At 68.0% G+C, this 14,698-nt stretch carries 12 protein-coding genes; 2 read left to right on the top strand and 10 right to left on the bottom strand.

The window, feature by feature from the left end:
* Positions 1–126 precede the first annotated feature (126 nt).
* From ACQY8B_RS23840 to ACQY8B_RS23795, 10 genes are all read right to left on the bottom strand, one after another.
* Positions 127–2,061, bottom strand: coding sequence for a sigma-54-dependent Fis family transcriptional regulator (locus tag ACQY8B_RS23840; RefSeq protein WP_422088974.1), 1,935 nt, complete (start codon positions 2,059–2,061; stop codon positions 127–129).
* 130 nt (positions 2,062–2,191) lie between these two features.
* Positions 2,192–2,893 (bottom strand): ABC transporter ATP-binding protein, encoded by a 702-nt coding sequence (locus ACQY8B_RS23835; protein ID WP_422088973.1) that lies wholly within the window; start codon positions 2,891–2,893, stop codon positions 2,192–2,194.
* On the bottom strand, positions 2,893–3,642 hold the full coding sequence (locus ACQY8B_RS23830; RefSeq protein WP_422088972.1) for an ABC transporter ATP-binding protein: 750 nt from the start codon (positions 3,640–3,642) through the stop codon (positions 2,893–2,895). Before ACQY8B_RS23830 ends, ACQY8B_RS23835 begins: the two co-directional genes overlap by 1 nt.
* A gap of 127 nt (positions 3,643–3,769) precedes the next feature.
* The gene (locus ACQY8B_RS23825; protein WP_422088971.1) at positions 3,770–4,729 is read right to left on the bottom strand and encodes a branched-chain amino acid ABC transporter permease; all 960 of its coding nucleotides are present in this window, start codon (positions 4,727–4,729) and stop codon (positions 3,770–3,772) included.
* Positions 4,726–5,598, bottom strand: coding sequence for a branched-chain amino acid ABC transporter permease (locus ACQY8B_RS23820; RefSeq protein ID WP_422088970.1), 873 nt, complete (start codon positions 5,596–5,598; stop codon positions 4,726–4,728). Before ACQY8B_RS23820 ends, ACQY8B_RS23825 begins: the two co-directional genes overlap by 4 nt.
* 147 nt (positions 5,599–5,745) lie before the next feature.
* Positions 5,746–6,924, bottom strand: a complete 1,179-nt coding sequence (locus tag ACQY8B_RS23815) for an ABC transporter substrate-binding protein (protein WP_422088969.1) — start codon at positions 6,922–6,924, stop codon at positions 5,746–5,748.
* Positions 6,921–7,730 carry an alpha/beta fold hydrolase gene (locus ACQY8B_RS23810; RefSeq protein ID WP_422088968.1) on the bottom strand — a complete coding sequence of 270 codons (810 nt, stop codon included), beginning with the start codon at positions 7,728–7,730 and terminating at the stop codon, positions 6,921–6,923. The genes ACQY8B_RS23815 and ACQY8B_RS23810 overlap by 4 nt, the downstream gene beginning before the upstream one ends.
* Before the next feature lie 139 nt (positions 7,731–7,869).
* Complete coding sequence (locus tag ACQY8B_RS23805; RefSeq protein ID WP_422088967.1) at positions 7,870–9,417, bottom strand: benzoate-CoA ligase family protein; 1,548 nt, start codon at positions 9,415–9,417, stop codon at positions 7,870–7,872.
* Positions 9,418–9,448: 31 nt separating this feature from the next.
* Positions 9,449–10,999: a 3,4-dehydroadipyl-CoA semialdehyde dehydrogenase gene (locus ACQY8B_RS23800; protein WP_422088966.1), complete on the bottom strand. Its 1,551-nt coding sequence runs from the start codon at positions 10,997–10,999 to the stop codon at positions 9,449–9,451.
* Between the two features lie 123 nt (positions 11,000–11,122).
* Positions 11,123–11,614 carry a DUF4863 family protein gene (locus ACQY8B_RS23795; RefSeq protein WP_422088965.1) on the bottom strand — a complete coding sequence of 164 codons (492 nt, stop codon included), beginning with the start codon at positions 11,612–11,614 and terminating at the stop codon, positions 11,123–11,125.
* Between the two features lie 163 nt (positions 11,615–11,777).
* On the opposite strand from ACQY8B_RS23795, the gene ACQY8B_RS23790 reads away from it, so the two are divergent.
* The gene (locus tag ACQY8B_RS23790) at positions 11,778–12,725 is read left to right on the top strand and encodes a helix-turn-helix transcriptional regulator (RefSeq protein WP_422088964.1); all 948 of its coding nucleotides are present in this window, start codon (positions 11,778–11,780) and stop codon (positions 12,723–12,725) included.
* A 232-nt stretch (positions 12,726–12,957) separates the two neighbouring features.
* The gene (gene boxC / locus ACQY8B_RS23785) at positions 12,958–14,634 is read left to right on the top strand and encodes a 2,3-epoxybenzoyl-CoA dihydrolase (protein WP_422088963.1); all 1,677 of its coding nucleotides are present in this window, start codon (positions 12,958–12,960) and stop codon (positions 14,632–14,634) included.
* Positions 14,635–14,698 lie beyond the last annotated feature (64 nt).

Genomic DNA, 14,698 nt, shown 5'->3' with positions numbered 1-14,698 from the left:
ATGCGCTGCGAGGCGCGGTGTTCATTGCGCAGCTTTCGTGCCTTGGGCGGCACGACGACAAATCAATGGGTTGCGGGCGGTTTTGTCGCATCTGTCGCACGCATCGCGCGACAGTCGTCGCGGCTGCTACAGGCGCCGCGGCGGCGTGATGCCGTGGCGTTTCATGTGCCGGTAGACCGTCGCCCGGCAGACGCCCAGTTCGTCCGCGGCAAGTGACACATGCCAGCGATGGCGTTTCAGCAGGTCGAGCAGGTGGTCTGCGCTGGCAACCTCGCTGGCTCCGGCTGTGTGCGTGGCCGCAGTCCCAGCGCTTGCGTTGCGCGCAGGTAGCTGAAGATCGTCCACACCAACCTTCCCCTCGATGCACAAGGCCAGCGCCAGCCGCAACACATTGCGCAACTCCCGCAGATTCCCCGGCCAGTCATGCGCGAGCAGCTGCCGCATCGCCTCTTCCGACAGCCGCGCCGGCGAAGACATCGCCGCGGCTTCCTCATTGAACATCCCCTCGATCAGGTAGCGCATGTCGCCGCGCTCGCGCAGCGGCGGCAGCTTCAGCACCGCGCCGCAAAGCCGGTAATACAAGTCTTCGCGGAACCGCCCCGACGCCACCAGGTCAGGCAGATGCCGGTGCGTGGCCGCGACCACCGCAATGTCGACCCGCTGCGGCGATTCGGCCCCCAGCGGCAGTACCTCGCCTTCGGACAGCACGCGCAACAGCCGCGTCTGCAGCGCCATCGGCATGTCGCCGATTTCGTCGAGGAACAGCGTGCCCCTGTCGGCCTGCGCGATCAGTCCCTTCATGCCCTTGGCGCGGCCGCCCGTGAAGCTGCCGGGCGTGTAGCCGAACAACTCGCTCTCGATCAGCGAATCGGGAATGGCCGCGCAGTTCACCGCCACGAAGGGCATCGCCGCGCGGCTGCTCGCGCCGTGAAGCGCACGCGCAAGCACTTCCTTGCCGCTGCCGGTCTCGCCTTCGACCAGTACATGGATGCCGCGGTCCACCAGCCGGCGCGCCTGGGCGAGCAGCTTCTGCATCGCGGGGTCGTCGCCCGCGATGCGCTCCAGCGGCGGCAGGCGGTCGGACGGTCGCCCGCCTGGCGCGGCGGTTGCCGGTGCCGACACCTTGCGCACGCGCGGCGCGATCAGCGACGCGTGATATTCGCCCCCGCCCGGCAGCAGCACCGTGTGCGCGAAGGGCATCAGTGCCGACGCCGCACCGCCGTTGCCGATGCGCCAGATCGCATCCATCGGCATGTGCAGCAGTTCCGACACCGCGCCGCTCAGCGCTTGCCCCGCAAAGGCCTGCCGCGCACCGCCGTTGGCACCCGCCAGCGTGCCGGCATCGTCGAAGGCCAGCATCACCTCGCCCGCCACGTCGACCAGCCCGTAGGCGCTGCCCAGCCGCAGGATCCAGTGGCCGCGGAAGTGGCGCAGGAAATCGGCGTCCTCGATCATCCGCGCGTACATCGACACCAGGTGGCGAACCAGATGCTGGCTCTCGCGCGCCTCTGGGGAACGCAGCGCCGACACGTCGAGGATGGCCGTGAGCTTGCCGCTGTGGTCGAACAGCGGCGCGGTGGTGCAGGTGAGCGCGATGTGCGTGGCGTCGAAGTGCTCGGTCTGGTGGCAGGTCATCGGCTGGCGCTCGACCAGGCAGGTGCCCACGCCGCAGGTGCCGGCGTGGGCCTCGTTCCAGTCGGCGCCCAGGTACAGGCCGGCCTTGCGCAGCTGGTCGTCCCAGGCGGGGTGGCCGATGTAGTCGACGGTGATGCCCTCGGCGTCCGTCAGCAGCACCATGTAGCCGAGGTCGGCCACGCGGCGGTAGATGTCTTCCATGCCCGCGCGGGCGGCGCGCAGGAAGTGTTCGAGCTGCTGCTGGTGCGCACGCACCTCCTGTGCGGGAAGGATGCGCGCGGGGCTCGGCTTCGACGGATCGAGCCCATGGTCGCGCACGCAGCGCGCCCACGACTTGTGGACCAGGCTCTGCGCCGGATCGGCCAGCGCCGCGCCGGTGGCGATGGAGTAGACGTTGTCGATGTGACGCGATTGCAGGGAAGCCATGCTCAACCTCGCTGTGCCTGGGTGGGCAGCCGCACATCATTCGGCTGTCGCACTGTCGCAGTAGAGAGGTGAAACCCGGTGGAACGGACGTGTTACTCCCTCTCACAACGCAAGGGATCGGGGCCGGGCTTCACACCCCCAGCAGTTCCTCCAGCGCATGCGGCTGCGCCAGCAGATCCGCCGACGCCCCGTGCCGCACGATCTGCCCCTTCTCCATCACGACGGCCAAGTCGGTGTGGGCCAGCACCTTGCGGTAGTCGCGGTCGACGATCAGCGTGGCGATGCCGGTGGCGCGGATCTCGCCGATCACGCGCCAGATCTCCGCCACGATCAGCGGCGCGAGGCCTTCGGTGGCTTCGTCGAGGATCAGCAGGCGCGGATTGGTCATGAGCGCGCGGCCGATCGACAGCATCTGCTGCTCGCCGCCCGACAGCTGCTGGCCGCCGTGCGACAGCCGCTCCGACAGGCGCGGGAAGGTCGCCATGACGCGGTCGAAGGTCCATTCGCGGCGGCCGTCGATGCCGGCGCGCTCGCTCATCACGAGGTTCTCGCGCACCGACAGGTTGGGGAAAATGCCGCGCCCTTCGGGCACGTAGCCTAGCCCCAAGCGCGCCATCTTCTCGGGCGGCAGGCCGGTGACGGTGCGGCCGTCGACCTGCACTTCGCCCGAAGCGGGGCGCACGTAACCCATCATCGTGCGGATCAGCGTGGTCTTGCCCATGCCGTTGCGCCCGAGCAGGCCGACCGAGGTGGCTGCCGGAATGCCGGCGTGCACGCCGCGCAGGATGTGGCTGTTGCCGTAGCAGGTGTTGAGGTCGCGGACGATCAGCATCAGTGTTGTTCCTCGCCGAGATAGGCGGTGCGCACCTCGGGGTTCTCGCGGATCTCCTTGGGGTTGCCCGTGGCGATGACCGTGCCGTTCACCATCACCGTGATGCGGTCGGCAATGCGGAACACCGCGTCCATGTCGTGCTCCACCAGCAGGATGGCATGCGTGGCCTTCAGCCGCGCCAGCAGCGTGAGCATGCGGTCGGTTTCCTCTGCGCCCATGCCGGCGAGCGGTTCGTCGAGCAGCAGCACGCGCGGCTTGGTGGCCAGGCACATGGCCACTTCGAGCTGGCGCTGCGCGCCGTGGCTCATGGTGCCGGCAATGCGGTGCGCCTCGTGGGCCAGGCCCGCCGCTTCCAGTGCGGCGTCGGCCGATGCGGTGCTGGCGGCGCAGCTTTGCGACGATTGCCAGAACGCCCATGGCTTCGGCGTGGCGGCCTGCGCGGCGAGCCGGCAGTTCTCGTGCACGCTGAACTCCGGGAAGATGGTCGTGCGCTGGTAGCTGCGGCCCACGCCGTCGCGCGCGCGCTTCGACTGGGCACGGCCGGTGATGTCCACGCCGTCTAGCGCGATGCGGCCTTCGGAGGCTTCGATCTCGCCGGAGAGCATGTTGATGAGCGTCGACTTGCCGGCGCCGTTGGTGCCGATCACGGCATGGACTTCGCCGACGTGAAGGTCGAGCGTGACGGCGTTGACGGCTGTGAGGCCGCCGAAGCGGCGGGTGAGTTTTTCGACGGAGAGCAGTGCGTTCATGGTCTTGCTCCTTCCCCTTCCGGGGGAAGGTTGGGATGGGGGCATGCGGCCTTTGATGCTGCGCGGCGTTGGAGGCCGCGTGCCCCCACCCCGGCCCTCCCCCGGGAGGGGAGGGATAAACGCGGGGTCATGCGGCCCCCTTCGGCGACAGTCGTTGCACCAGGCCGATCAGCCCCTTCGGCAGCAGCGCCACGAACACGATGATCGTCAGCCCCAGCGTCAGCTGCCAGTGGTCGGCCAGCGGGCCCATCACGGCATGCGTCGAGAAAATCTCTTTCAGCAGCGTGAACGCGATGGCGCCGATCACCGCGCCGCGCAGATGGCCGAGGCCGCCAAGAATCACCATCAGCAGCACTTCGCCCGAGTTGTGCCAGGCCATGAGCTCCGGGTTGACTACGCCATCGCGCGAGGCCAGCAGGAAGCCGGCGAGTCCGGCCAGCGCGCCCGCCAGCACGAAGGCCGCGAGCTTGTAGCCGTACACCGAGAACCCGGCCGCGCGCATGCGCTGCTCGTTCACGCGGATGCCTGCCAGCGCCGCGCCTAAGCGCGAGCGCCGAATGAGCGCCAGCAGCCCGTAGGTGAACACCAGAGAGGCCAGCACCACGTAGAACAGAACCATGCGGTTTTCCAAGTCGAGCGCGCCGATGGCGGGCCGCACGTACATGTAGATGCCGTCGCTGCCGCCGCCGACCTTGGTGTCGTGGAACACGAAGAAGGCCATCTGCGCGAAGGCCAGCGTCACCATGATGAAGTACACCCCGCGCGTGCGCAGGCTCAGCGCGCCGACGAACAGCGCATACAGCGCCGCCGCGCCCATGGCCAGCGGCAGCAGCAGCGCGAAGTTGCCGCCCTCGCTGCCGGATGCCAGCACGGTGACGTATGCGCCGATGCCGTAGAACGCCGCATGGCCCAGGCTCACCAGGCCGGTCATGCCGACCAGCAGCTCCAGGCTGAGCGCGAAGATCGACAGGATCATGATCTTCACGACGAAGTCCGACGCATAGTTGCCCATGAACGGGCCTGCGATGCCGATGGCAATCGCGCAGGCCACGGGCAGCAGGAAGGCGCTCTTCTTCATGGCTGTCATGGCCGCCTCCCCATCAGCCCCTCGGGCTTCCAGATCAGCACGATGGCCATCAGCAGGTAGATGCCGATGCCGCTCAGGTCCGCGAAGAACACCTTGCCGAAGGTGTCGACGAAGCCCACCAGCAGCGAAGCCACCAGTGCGCCGGTGATGGAGCCGATGCCGCCGATCACCACCAGCACGAAGCAGATGATGAGCACGCTCGCGCCCATGTTCGGATACACCGAGGACATCGGCGCCGCGATCATTCCGGCCAGCGCGGCCAGCGCCACGCCGGCCGCGAACACGATGCGGTACAAGCGCTTCACGTCGATGCCGAGGCCGCGCACCATGTCGCGGTTGCTCGCGCCGGCGCGGATCATCATGCCCAGGCGCGTGCGGTTGACCACGAAGTACAGGCCCACGGCCAGCACGATGCAGGCGGCCGATGCGAACAGGCGATACCACGGGTAGCTCATGACGCTGCCCAGCGCGAAGCTGCCGTCGAGCCAGGCGGGCACCTTCACGCCGTGCACGTCGTTGCCCACGAAGATTGAGCGAAGCTCCTCGAACACCAGGATGAGCCCGTAGGTCATCAGCACCTGCTGCAGGTGGTCACGCTGGTAGAGGTAGCTGAAGAAGGCCCACTCGAGCAGGTAGCCGAAGATGGCCGCCAGCACCACGCCGGCCACCAGCATCAGCAGGAACTGGTCACCGAACACCGGCGCGAGCGAGAACGCCATGTACGCGCCGATCATGTAGAAGCTGCCGTGGGCGAGGTTGATGACGCCCATGATCCCGAAGATCAGCGTCAGCCCCGAGGCCACGAGGAAGAGCAGCAGCCCGTACTGAACGGAGTTCAGGCACTGGACCAGGAAGGTTCCGAAATCCACGATGGAGGTTCTCTCAGTGCGGAGTCGTTAAGGGGTATGCAGTGCGCGGGACACCGCGGAACCGGCTTAGCCGGGCCGCAGGTGTCGCCCCCTGCAAGGGGGAAGGCGTAGCGACACGAAGTGCGCGAAGCCTGGGGGTGAGCCTATTTACATCCTGCAGCCGCGTGCCGGGTCTGCCAGGCCCTTGATCGCGGTGCTCACCAGCTTGTTCTCCTTGCCGTCCACCTTGCGCAGGTAGATGTCCTGCACCGGGTTGTGCGACTTGCTCACGGTGAACGCGCCGCGCGGGCTGTCGATCTTCGCCTTCTCCACCGCGGCCGCGAATTCGGCCTTCTTCGAGATGTCGCCCTTGGTGGCGTTCAGGCCCACGCCCAGCATCTGCGCGGCGTCGTAGCCTTGGACCGCATACACGTCGGGCTGCAGCTTGAACGACTTGGCATAGGCGGTGCGAAAGGCGTTGTCGCGCGGGGTGTTCAGGCCGTCGGCGTAGTGCAGCGTGGTCAGCATGCCTTGTGCCGATTCGCCCTGCGCGTCGAGCGTGCCGTCGGTCAGGAAGCCGGGGCCGTACAGCGGAATGGTCTTGTTCAGGCCCGCGGCCTGGTAGTCCTTGACGAACTTCACCGCGCCGCCGCCGGCGAAGAAGGCGTACACCGCATCGGGCTTGGCCGCCGCGATCTCGGTCAGCAGCGCCTGGAACTCCACGTTGGGGAAGGGCAGCGTGAGCTGCTTGTCGACCTTGCCGCCGTTCTTCTCGAAGCCTTCCTTGAAGCCGTTGACCGACTCTTCGCCGGCCGCGTACTTCCAGGTGATCGTCATGATCTTCTTCTTGCCCTGCTGCCTGGCCGCCACTTCGCCCATCGCATAGGCCGGCTGCCAGTTGCTGAACGAGCTGCGGAAGATGTTGGGCGCGCACATCGGGCCGGTCACGGCGTCGGCGCCGGCGTTCGGCACGATCAGCACGGTGCCGCTTTCCTTCGCGGCCTTGGCCATGGCCATGGCCACGCCGGAGTGCACGGTGCCGACGATCACGTCGACGTTGTCGCGCTTGATGAGCTTGTTGACGTTGTCGGTGGCCTTGGCGGGGTCGGACTCGTCGTCGACCTTGAAATACTCGATCTCGCGGCCCGCGAGCTTGCCGCCTTGCTCGTCCACGTACAGCTTGAAGCCGTTCTCGATGGCCACGCCCAGCGCGGTGTAGGTGCCGCTGTAGGGCAGCATCAGGCCGACCTTGAGCTTGCCCGTGCCCTGGGCGCCGGCGGTGCCGCAGAGGGCGGCTGCGAAAGCGAGGGCCGTCAGCGCGAGGCGCGCGGTGCGAATGGTGGTCATGGTGTTTGTCTCCTGTTTTTGGTGATGAAAGAAGCGGTGGCGACGATGACACGATCCGGTTGATCGCGATGCGGGGAATGCCCGCATTCAGGGATTTCGAGCAGCTCGCAACTACCACCGGCGCGCGCCGCGATGCCGCGGATCTGCGCCAGGGTGCCGTACTCGTCGTCGATGCCCTGCACGGCGAGCACGGGGCAGCGGATGGCGTCGAGTTCGGCCTCGATGTTCCAGTCGCGGAATGGCGGATGCAGCCAGATGCGGTTCCAGCCCCAGAAGGCCGAGTCGGCGCTGTCGTGGTAGCGGCCGAGCTTCTTCGGCAGGTCTGTGCCCAGGTAGGAAGTGCGCGCGATCTCGATGTTCGCGACGGTCTTGTCTTCCACGAAGATGTGCGGCGCAAGCACCACCAGGCCTTCGACCTTGTCCGGAAAGCGCGAGGCATACAGCAGCGAGATCGAACCGCCGTCGCTGTGGCCGAAGAGCCAGGGCTTCTCGTCTTCGAGCTTCAGCGCCGTGAAGAGCGCGGGCAGAACTTCGTGCGCCTGTCGGTGCATGAAGTCGACGTCCCAGGTTTCGTCGTCGGCGCGCGGGGTGGAGCGTCCATAGCCGGGCCGCGAGAACACCAGGCCCCGCGCGTTGGCGGCTTCGCAGACTTGCGCGGGGAAGTCCTTCCACATGGCGACGGAGCCGAGGCCTTCGTGGAGGAAGACGATGAGCGGGGCGTCGGTTTTTTCGGGGGCGATCCAGGCGCACTCGATCTGCACGGTGCGGCCGCGCCAGTCGATGGTGGCGAAGTGGGGGGTGTTCATGGCTGTTGCTCCTTCCCCCTTTGGGGGAAGGCAGGGATGGGGGCAAGCGGCACTCGCAAAGGCTGTGCGCTTGCGAAGGCCGATGCCCCCACCCCGACCCTCCCCCAGCGGGGGAGGGAGAAAGAAAAAGAGGCGCGGCTCACGCCTGCTTTTCCTTCTCGCGCAACCTGAACCGCTGAATCTTGCCCGTCGCCGTCTTCGGCAACTCGCTCACGAACTCCAGGAAGCGCGGGTACTTGTACGGCGCAAGGCGTTCCTTCACGAAAGCCTTCAGCTCTTCCTCGCTGGCCGCGGCGCCGTCCTTCAGCACCACGAAGGCCTTGGTCTTCGTCAGCCCTTCGGCGTCTTCCTTGCCGATGACGGCGGCCTCGAGCACCGAGGGGTGCTGCATCAGCGTCGCCTCGACCTCGAAGGGCGACACATAGATGCCGCTGACTTTCAGCATGTCGTCGCTGCGCCCGGCATAGGTGAAGTAGCCGTCGGCGTCGCGTGTGTACTTGTCGCCGCTCTTGGTCCAGCCGCCCTGGAAGGTCTCGCGCGACTTTTCGCGGTTGGTCCAGTACATCAGCGCGGAACTGGGGCCGCGGATGTAGAGGTCGCCCACCTCGCCGTCGGGCACCGGGCGGCCGTCCTCGCCGCGCAGCTCGACTTCGTAGCCGTCCACCGGCTTGCCGGTGGTGCCGTAGCGGATGTCGCCGGGCCGGTTGGAGATGAAGATGTGCAGCATCTCGGTCGAGCCGATACCGTCGATGATCTCGCAGCCGAATTGCGCCTTGAAGCGCTGCGCGATCTCGCCGGGCAGCGCTTCGCCGGCCGACGAGCACATGCGCAGCGCCACCGCCTCGCGCGCCGGCAGCCTGGGCGATGCGAGCATGCCGGCAAAGCCCGTGGGCGCGCCGAAGAAGACGGTGGGCTTGTGTTCCACCCAGCGGCGGAAGGTGGCGTCGGGCGTGGGCCGCTCGGCCATCAGCACCACTGTGGCGCCCACCGACAGCGGGAAGGTCAGCGCATTGCCCAGGCCGTAGGCGAAGTACATCTTGGCGGCCGAGAAGCACACGTCGTCTTCGGTGAGCGCGAGCACCGGCTTGCCGTACAGCTGCGCCGTCCACCACAGGTTGGCATGCGTGTGCACCGTGCCCTTGGGCTTGCCGGTGGAGCCGGATGAATACAGCCAGAAGCCCGGGTCGTCGGAGGCCGTGGTCACGGGCGATGGCAGCGGCTCTGCGGCGGCGAGCGCGGCATCGAACTCCTGCGCGTTGTCCGGCAGCGGGCCGGTCGGCTGCGACACGAACATCGCCTGCACTTCATGGCCGCCGCGCGCCATCGCTTCCTGCAGCGTCGGCAGCAGCGCGCCCGACACCAGCACCGCCTGCGCGCGGCTGTGGTCGAGCATGTAGGCGTAGTCGTCCGGAGTGAGCAGCGTGTTGACGGCGACCGGCACGATGCCGGCATACAGGCAGCCGAGAAAGCTCACCGGCCAGTCGTTGCCGTCGAGCATCAACAGCAGCACGCGCTCTTCGCGCCGGATGCCGGCAGCCTTCAGCGCGGCGGCCAGCCGGCGCGCGCGGTCTTCGAGCTGGCCGTAGCTCAGCGCGCCGCGGTCGTCGATGTAGGCGGTGCGCCCGGCGCGGCCGCGGTTGAGTGCGAACAGGTGCTCGGCGAAGTTGAATCGTGTGGGCAGGGTCATGTCTTGTCTCCTTCGGCCGTGTGTTCTTGTTCTAGAGGCCGAGCGCGGCGATGACGCCGGGGCTCGCCTGCACCGCGCTGCGGCGGTGATAGAAATCGAGCGCGCGCAGCCCGCCCAGTTCGGCACCACCGCCCGCGCGGCCGGGGCCGCCGTGCAGCGACATCGGCATCACGTTGCCGTGGCCGGTGTGGGCCTGCGCCACTTCGGGCGTGATGACGTGCACGCGGCCGTGGCTCGGCGCCACCTCGAGCGCAGCCTGCGCCAGGGCCGTGTCGTCGCTGCCATATAGAGAGGTGACGAGCGAGCCCTGGCCGCGGTGCGCCAGCGCAATGCCGTGGGCGAGGTCGCGGTACGGCAGCAGCGTGGCGACGGGGCCGAATACTTCCACGTCATGCACGCGCTGCGCCGCGTCTGCATCGCGAGCGCCGAGCAGCACGGGGCCAATGCAGGCGGCGATGCTTGGGTCGGCGTCGACCAGCGGCTTGTTGCGGCCGTCGTGCAGAAACGTGGTTTGCGCGGCCAGTGCGTCGAGCCCTTCGCGCACCGCGTTGAGCTGCGCGCGGCTCACCAGCGAGCCCATGCGCACGCCCTCGTTGCGCGGATTGCCGACCGTGATGCCCGCGAGCTTGGCGCCGATGGCTTCGGCCGCCGCGTCGTACAACTCGGCCGGCACCAGGATGCGGCGGATGGCGGTGCACTTCTGGCCCGACTTGACCGTCATCTCGCGCACCACTTCGCGCACGAGCAGGTTGAAGGCTTCGCTGCCGGGCGCGGCGCCGGGCAGCAGCAGGGCGCTGTTGAGGCTGTCGGCCTCGATGTTCACGCGCACAGAGCGTTCGGCCACGGCGGGGTGCGAACGGATGACCGCCGCCGTCTCGGCCGAGCCGGTGAACGAGGCCACGTCGAAGGGCTGCAGCGCATCCATCAAGCCGGCAGAGCTGCCGCAGACGATGGACAGCGCACCGGCGGGCAGCACGCCCGCATCGACCACGTCGCGCACCATGCGCTGCGTGAGCCAGGCGGTGGCCGTGGCGGGCTTCACGATCACCGGCACGCCCGACAGCAGCGCGGGCGCGGCCTTTTCCCACAGGCCCCACGAGGGGAAGTTGAAGGCGTTGATGAACAGCGCCACGCCATGCGTGGGCACCTGCAGGTGCTGCGACTGGAACACCGGCTCCTTGCCCAGCTTGACGGCCTCGCCGTCGCGCAGCGCACGCACGTCGCCGAGCGCATCGCCCCACTTCGCGTACTGGCCGAGCGTGAAGATCGCGCCGTCGATGTCGACCGCCGAATCGTTCTTCACGGTTCCGGAGTTGGCGGCGGCGATCTCGTAGTAAGCGTCGCGGTTGGCTTGCAGCACCTTCACGATGGCCGCGAGCAGCCCCGCGCGCTGGCGGTAGGTGAGGGCGCGCAGCGCATTGCCACCCTGTTCGCGTGCAAAGGCAAAAGCGGCGGGCAGGTCGAGGCCGGTGGCGTCGACGCGCGCAAGCTCGGTGCCGAGCACCGGGTCGAACAGCGGCGTGCCGGCGCCCGAGCCGCTTTGCCAGCGGCCGGCGACGTAGTTGGAAAGAAGCTCGGTCATTCGATGGGTCTCAACGTGGGCAGATTCGGGGAACACCGCGGAACCGGCTTTGCCGGGCCGCTGGTGTTGCCCCCGGCGAGGGGGTTGGCGGCCACATGAAGTGGGCAAGCCTGGGGGAGTACTTCATACGGTGAACTTGATCTGCCCTTCGGGCAGGAGATACAGGACGAGTGCGCGGCCCTGGGCCACGGTCGGGCGATGCGCGGTGCCCGGGCCGTAGACGCACCAGCCCGCGGGCCGCCCGTCGAAGGTGGCGGGGTGGTTGTCGAGCGGCATGATCAGGTCGATCTCGCCGTTGGGATGCGTGTGGTGCGGGCCGGCGATGTCCTGCATGTCGACCACGTCGACCGAGAAGCGGTGCAGCGCGTCTTCGGCCTTGAAGACGCGGCCGTACTTGATGCCGCCGCCTTCGCGCTCGCAGAGCCAGCCTTCGGCCACGCCGCCGATGCAGGCCTGGCGCAGCGCCTCGAAGCTGGCGCTGCCCGCGCCGTGGTGGGCGTTGAGCCACCGGTCGAGCGCGCTGTCGAGCGGCTTGCCGGCGATTTCGGCGGTCAGGCCGGCAATCAGCTGGTGAAATGCTTCCTTGCCGGTGACGGGTGTGTTGCGGTCGGACATCGTGGGGCCTCGAACTTATGAACTACCTTGCATGAATGCTGCGCGTGCAGTATCTTGCTTGTGGCCGAACAATAAGCATCGAGACAATGAGTGTCAAGCAATATAGTGCATCTATGGTGTTTACCCTGAGCGCGCACAATCCCGGCGAAGAACGAGGAATTGCATGAACGAGCATGTAGACGCGGTGCTGGCCACCGCGCCCGAAAGCGCCGCCGGCGGCAACGGCGCGGCGCCGGCCGGGGAGGCCAAGAATCCGTTGCTGGCGGCATTGGGCGACCGTGTGCGCAATCTGCGCGCGCAACGCGGCCTCACGCGCAAGGCGGTGGCGCTGTCGGCCGACGTGTCGGAGCGGCACCTGGCCAACCTGGAGTACGGCATCGGCAACGCGTCGATCCTGGTGCTGCAGCAGGTGGCCGGCGCGCTGCACTGCTCGCTGGCCGAACTGGTCGGCGACGTCACGACCAGCTCGCCCGAGTGGCTGCTGATCCGCGAACTGCTCGAGAACCGCAGCGAAGCCGACCTGCGCCGCGTGCGCGTGGCGCTCGGCGAGTTGCTGGGCACCGCTTCCGTCGACCCGGCGCGGCACCGTCGCATCGCGCTGGTGGGCCTGCGCGGCGCGGGCAAGTCGACGCTGGGCCAGATGCTGGCCGAAGACCTGGAGATTCCCTTCATCGAACTGAGCCGCGAGATCGAGAAGCTCGCAGGCTGCAGCGTGCGCGAGATCCACGACCTGTACGGCACCAACGCCTATCGCCGCTACGAGCGCCGCGCGCTCGAAGAAGCGGTGCAGATCTACAGCGAGGTGGTGATCGCCACGCCCGGCGGCATCGTCTCCGACCCGGCCACTTTCAACGAGCTGCTCGCGCACTGCACCACCGTATGGCTGCAGGCCGCGCCCGAGGAGCACATGGGCCGTGTGGCCGCGCAGGGCGACACCCGCCCGATGGCGGCGAGCAAGGAGGCGATGGAAGACCTGCGCCGCATCCTGAACGGCCGCGCCGCCTTCTATTCAAAGGCCGACCTGTCGGTGGATACCAGCGGCAGGACTTTGTCGCAGAGTTTCCAGGCGCTGCGGGCGGTGGCTCGGCAGTCGATGGGGCTGGGCGGCTGAGCCTTCGGGTTCTTGTTCGGGGCGCGCTCACGCCGACGGGGTGCCTTGCTCCGCGAATCTCCTCCGCCCTGCGCACGCACCCCGAACCGCAACCAGCCTGAAATCTGAAAAAAAATGCACCAGGCATTGACTTGCCTGCATGCATGCAGCATGATGCATGTCATCGGAGCAGTAAAGTGCATTATCTTTCCTGTTCACGGTTTCCGAACACTGCCCCACAGGAGACTTCCGCATGACCGACACCACCACGCTCCAGGCGCCCCCGCGCGTCGACTACCGCACCGAGCCCGGCCAATACCGCCACTGGTCCCTGAGCTTCGACGGCGCCATCGCGCGCCTCGTGCTCGACATCGCCGAAGACGGCGGCATCCGCCCCGGCTACAAGCTCAAGCTCAACAGCTACGACCTGGGCGTGGACATCGAATTGAACGACGCGCTCAACCGCGTGCGCTTCGAGCACCCCGAAGTGCGCAGCGTCATCGTCACCAGCGGCAAGGACCGCATCTTCTGCTCCGGCGCCAACATCTTCATGCTCGGCGTCTCGGGCCATGCCTGGAAGGTCAACTTCTGCAAGTTCACCAATGAAACGCGCAACGGCATCGAAGACTCGTCGAAGCACTCGGGCCTGAAGTTCCTCGCGGCCGTGAACGGCGCCTGCGCCGGCGGCGGCTACGAACTGGCGCTGGCCTGCGACGAAATCCTGCTGGTGGACGACCGCTCCTCCGCAGTCTCGCTGCCCGAAGTGCCGCTGCTAGGCGTGCTGCCCGGCACCGGCGGCCTGACCCGCGTGACCGACAAGCGCCACGTGCGCCATGACCTCGCCGACATCTTCTGCACCAGCGTCGAAGGCGTGCGCGGCCAGCGCGCGGTCGACTGGCGCCTGGTCGATGCCGTGGCCAAGCCCGCGCAGTTCGCCGCCGCGGTGCAGGAACGTGCTTCGCAGCTCGCGGCCGGCAGCGACCGCCCCGCCGGCGGCAAGGGCGTGGCCCTGACCCGCCTCGAGCGCACCGACAGCGCCGACGGCATTGCCTATTCGCACGTCAGCGTGCAGATCGACCGCAGCAAGCGCACCGCCACCATCACGGTGAAGGCGCCCACCGGCACGCAGCCGGCCGACATCGCCGCCATCGAGGCCGCGGGCGCCGCCTGGTGGCCGTTGGCGATGTGCCGCGAACTCGACGACGCGATCCTCAACCTGCGCACCAACGAACTCGACATCGGCACCTGGCTGCTCAAGACCGAAGGCGACGCCGCCGCGGTGCTCGCGTCGGACGCCGTGATGTTCGCCAACAAGGACCATTGGCTGGTGCGCGAAACCATCGGCGCGCTGCGCCGCACGCTGGCACGGCTGGACGTGTCGTCGCGCAGCCTGTTCGCGCTGGTCGAAGCCGGCTCGTGCTTCGCCGGCACGCTGGCCGAACTGGCCTTTGCCGCCGATCGCACCTACATGCTCGCGTTGCCCGACGACGCCGACCGCGCGCCCAGGCTCACGCTGGGCGAATTCAACTTCGGCTTCTTCCCGATGGTGAACGACCAGAGCCGCCTGCAGCGCCGCTTCTATGAAGAGGCCGCACCGCTCGAAGCCGCGCGTGCCGCAGCCGGCAAGCCGCTCGACGCCGACGAGGCGCTGAAGCTCGGCCTGGTGACCGCCGCGCCCGACGACATCGACTGGGACGACGAGATCCGCATCGCCATCGAGGAGCGCGCCGCCATGTCGCCCGACGCACTCACCGGCCTCGAAGCCAACCTGCGCTTCGCGAGCAAGGAGAACATGGCCACCCGCATCTTCGGCCGGCTCACCGCCTGGCAGAACTGGATCTTCAACCGCCCCAACGCCGTCGGCGAAAAGGGCGCGCTGAAGGTCTACGGCACCGGCCAGAAGGCCGGCTTCGACATGAATCGGGTATGACCCCCAGGCTTCGCGCACTTCGTGTCGCTTCGCCAACCCCCTTCCAGGGGGCAACGCCAGCGGC

Origin of the sequence: Variovorax sp. (assembly GCF_965279555.1) — a bacterium.
Taxonomy (GTDB): Bacteria; Pseudomonadota; Gammaproteobacteria; order Burkholderiales; family Burkholderiaceae_C; genus Variovorax.
Note: the sequence above shows the minus strand (reverse complement) of the source record. Positions and strands in the feature narration are given on the sequence as shown.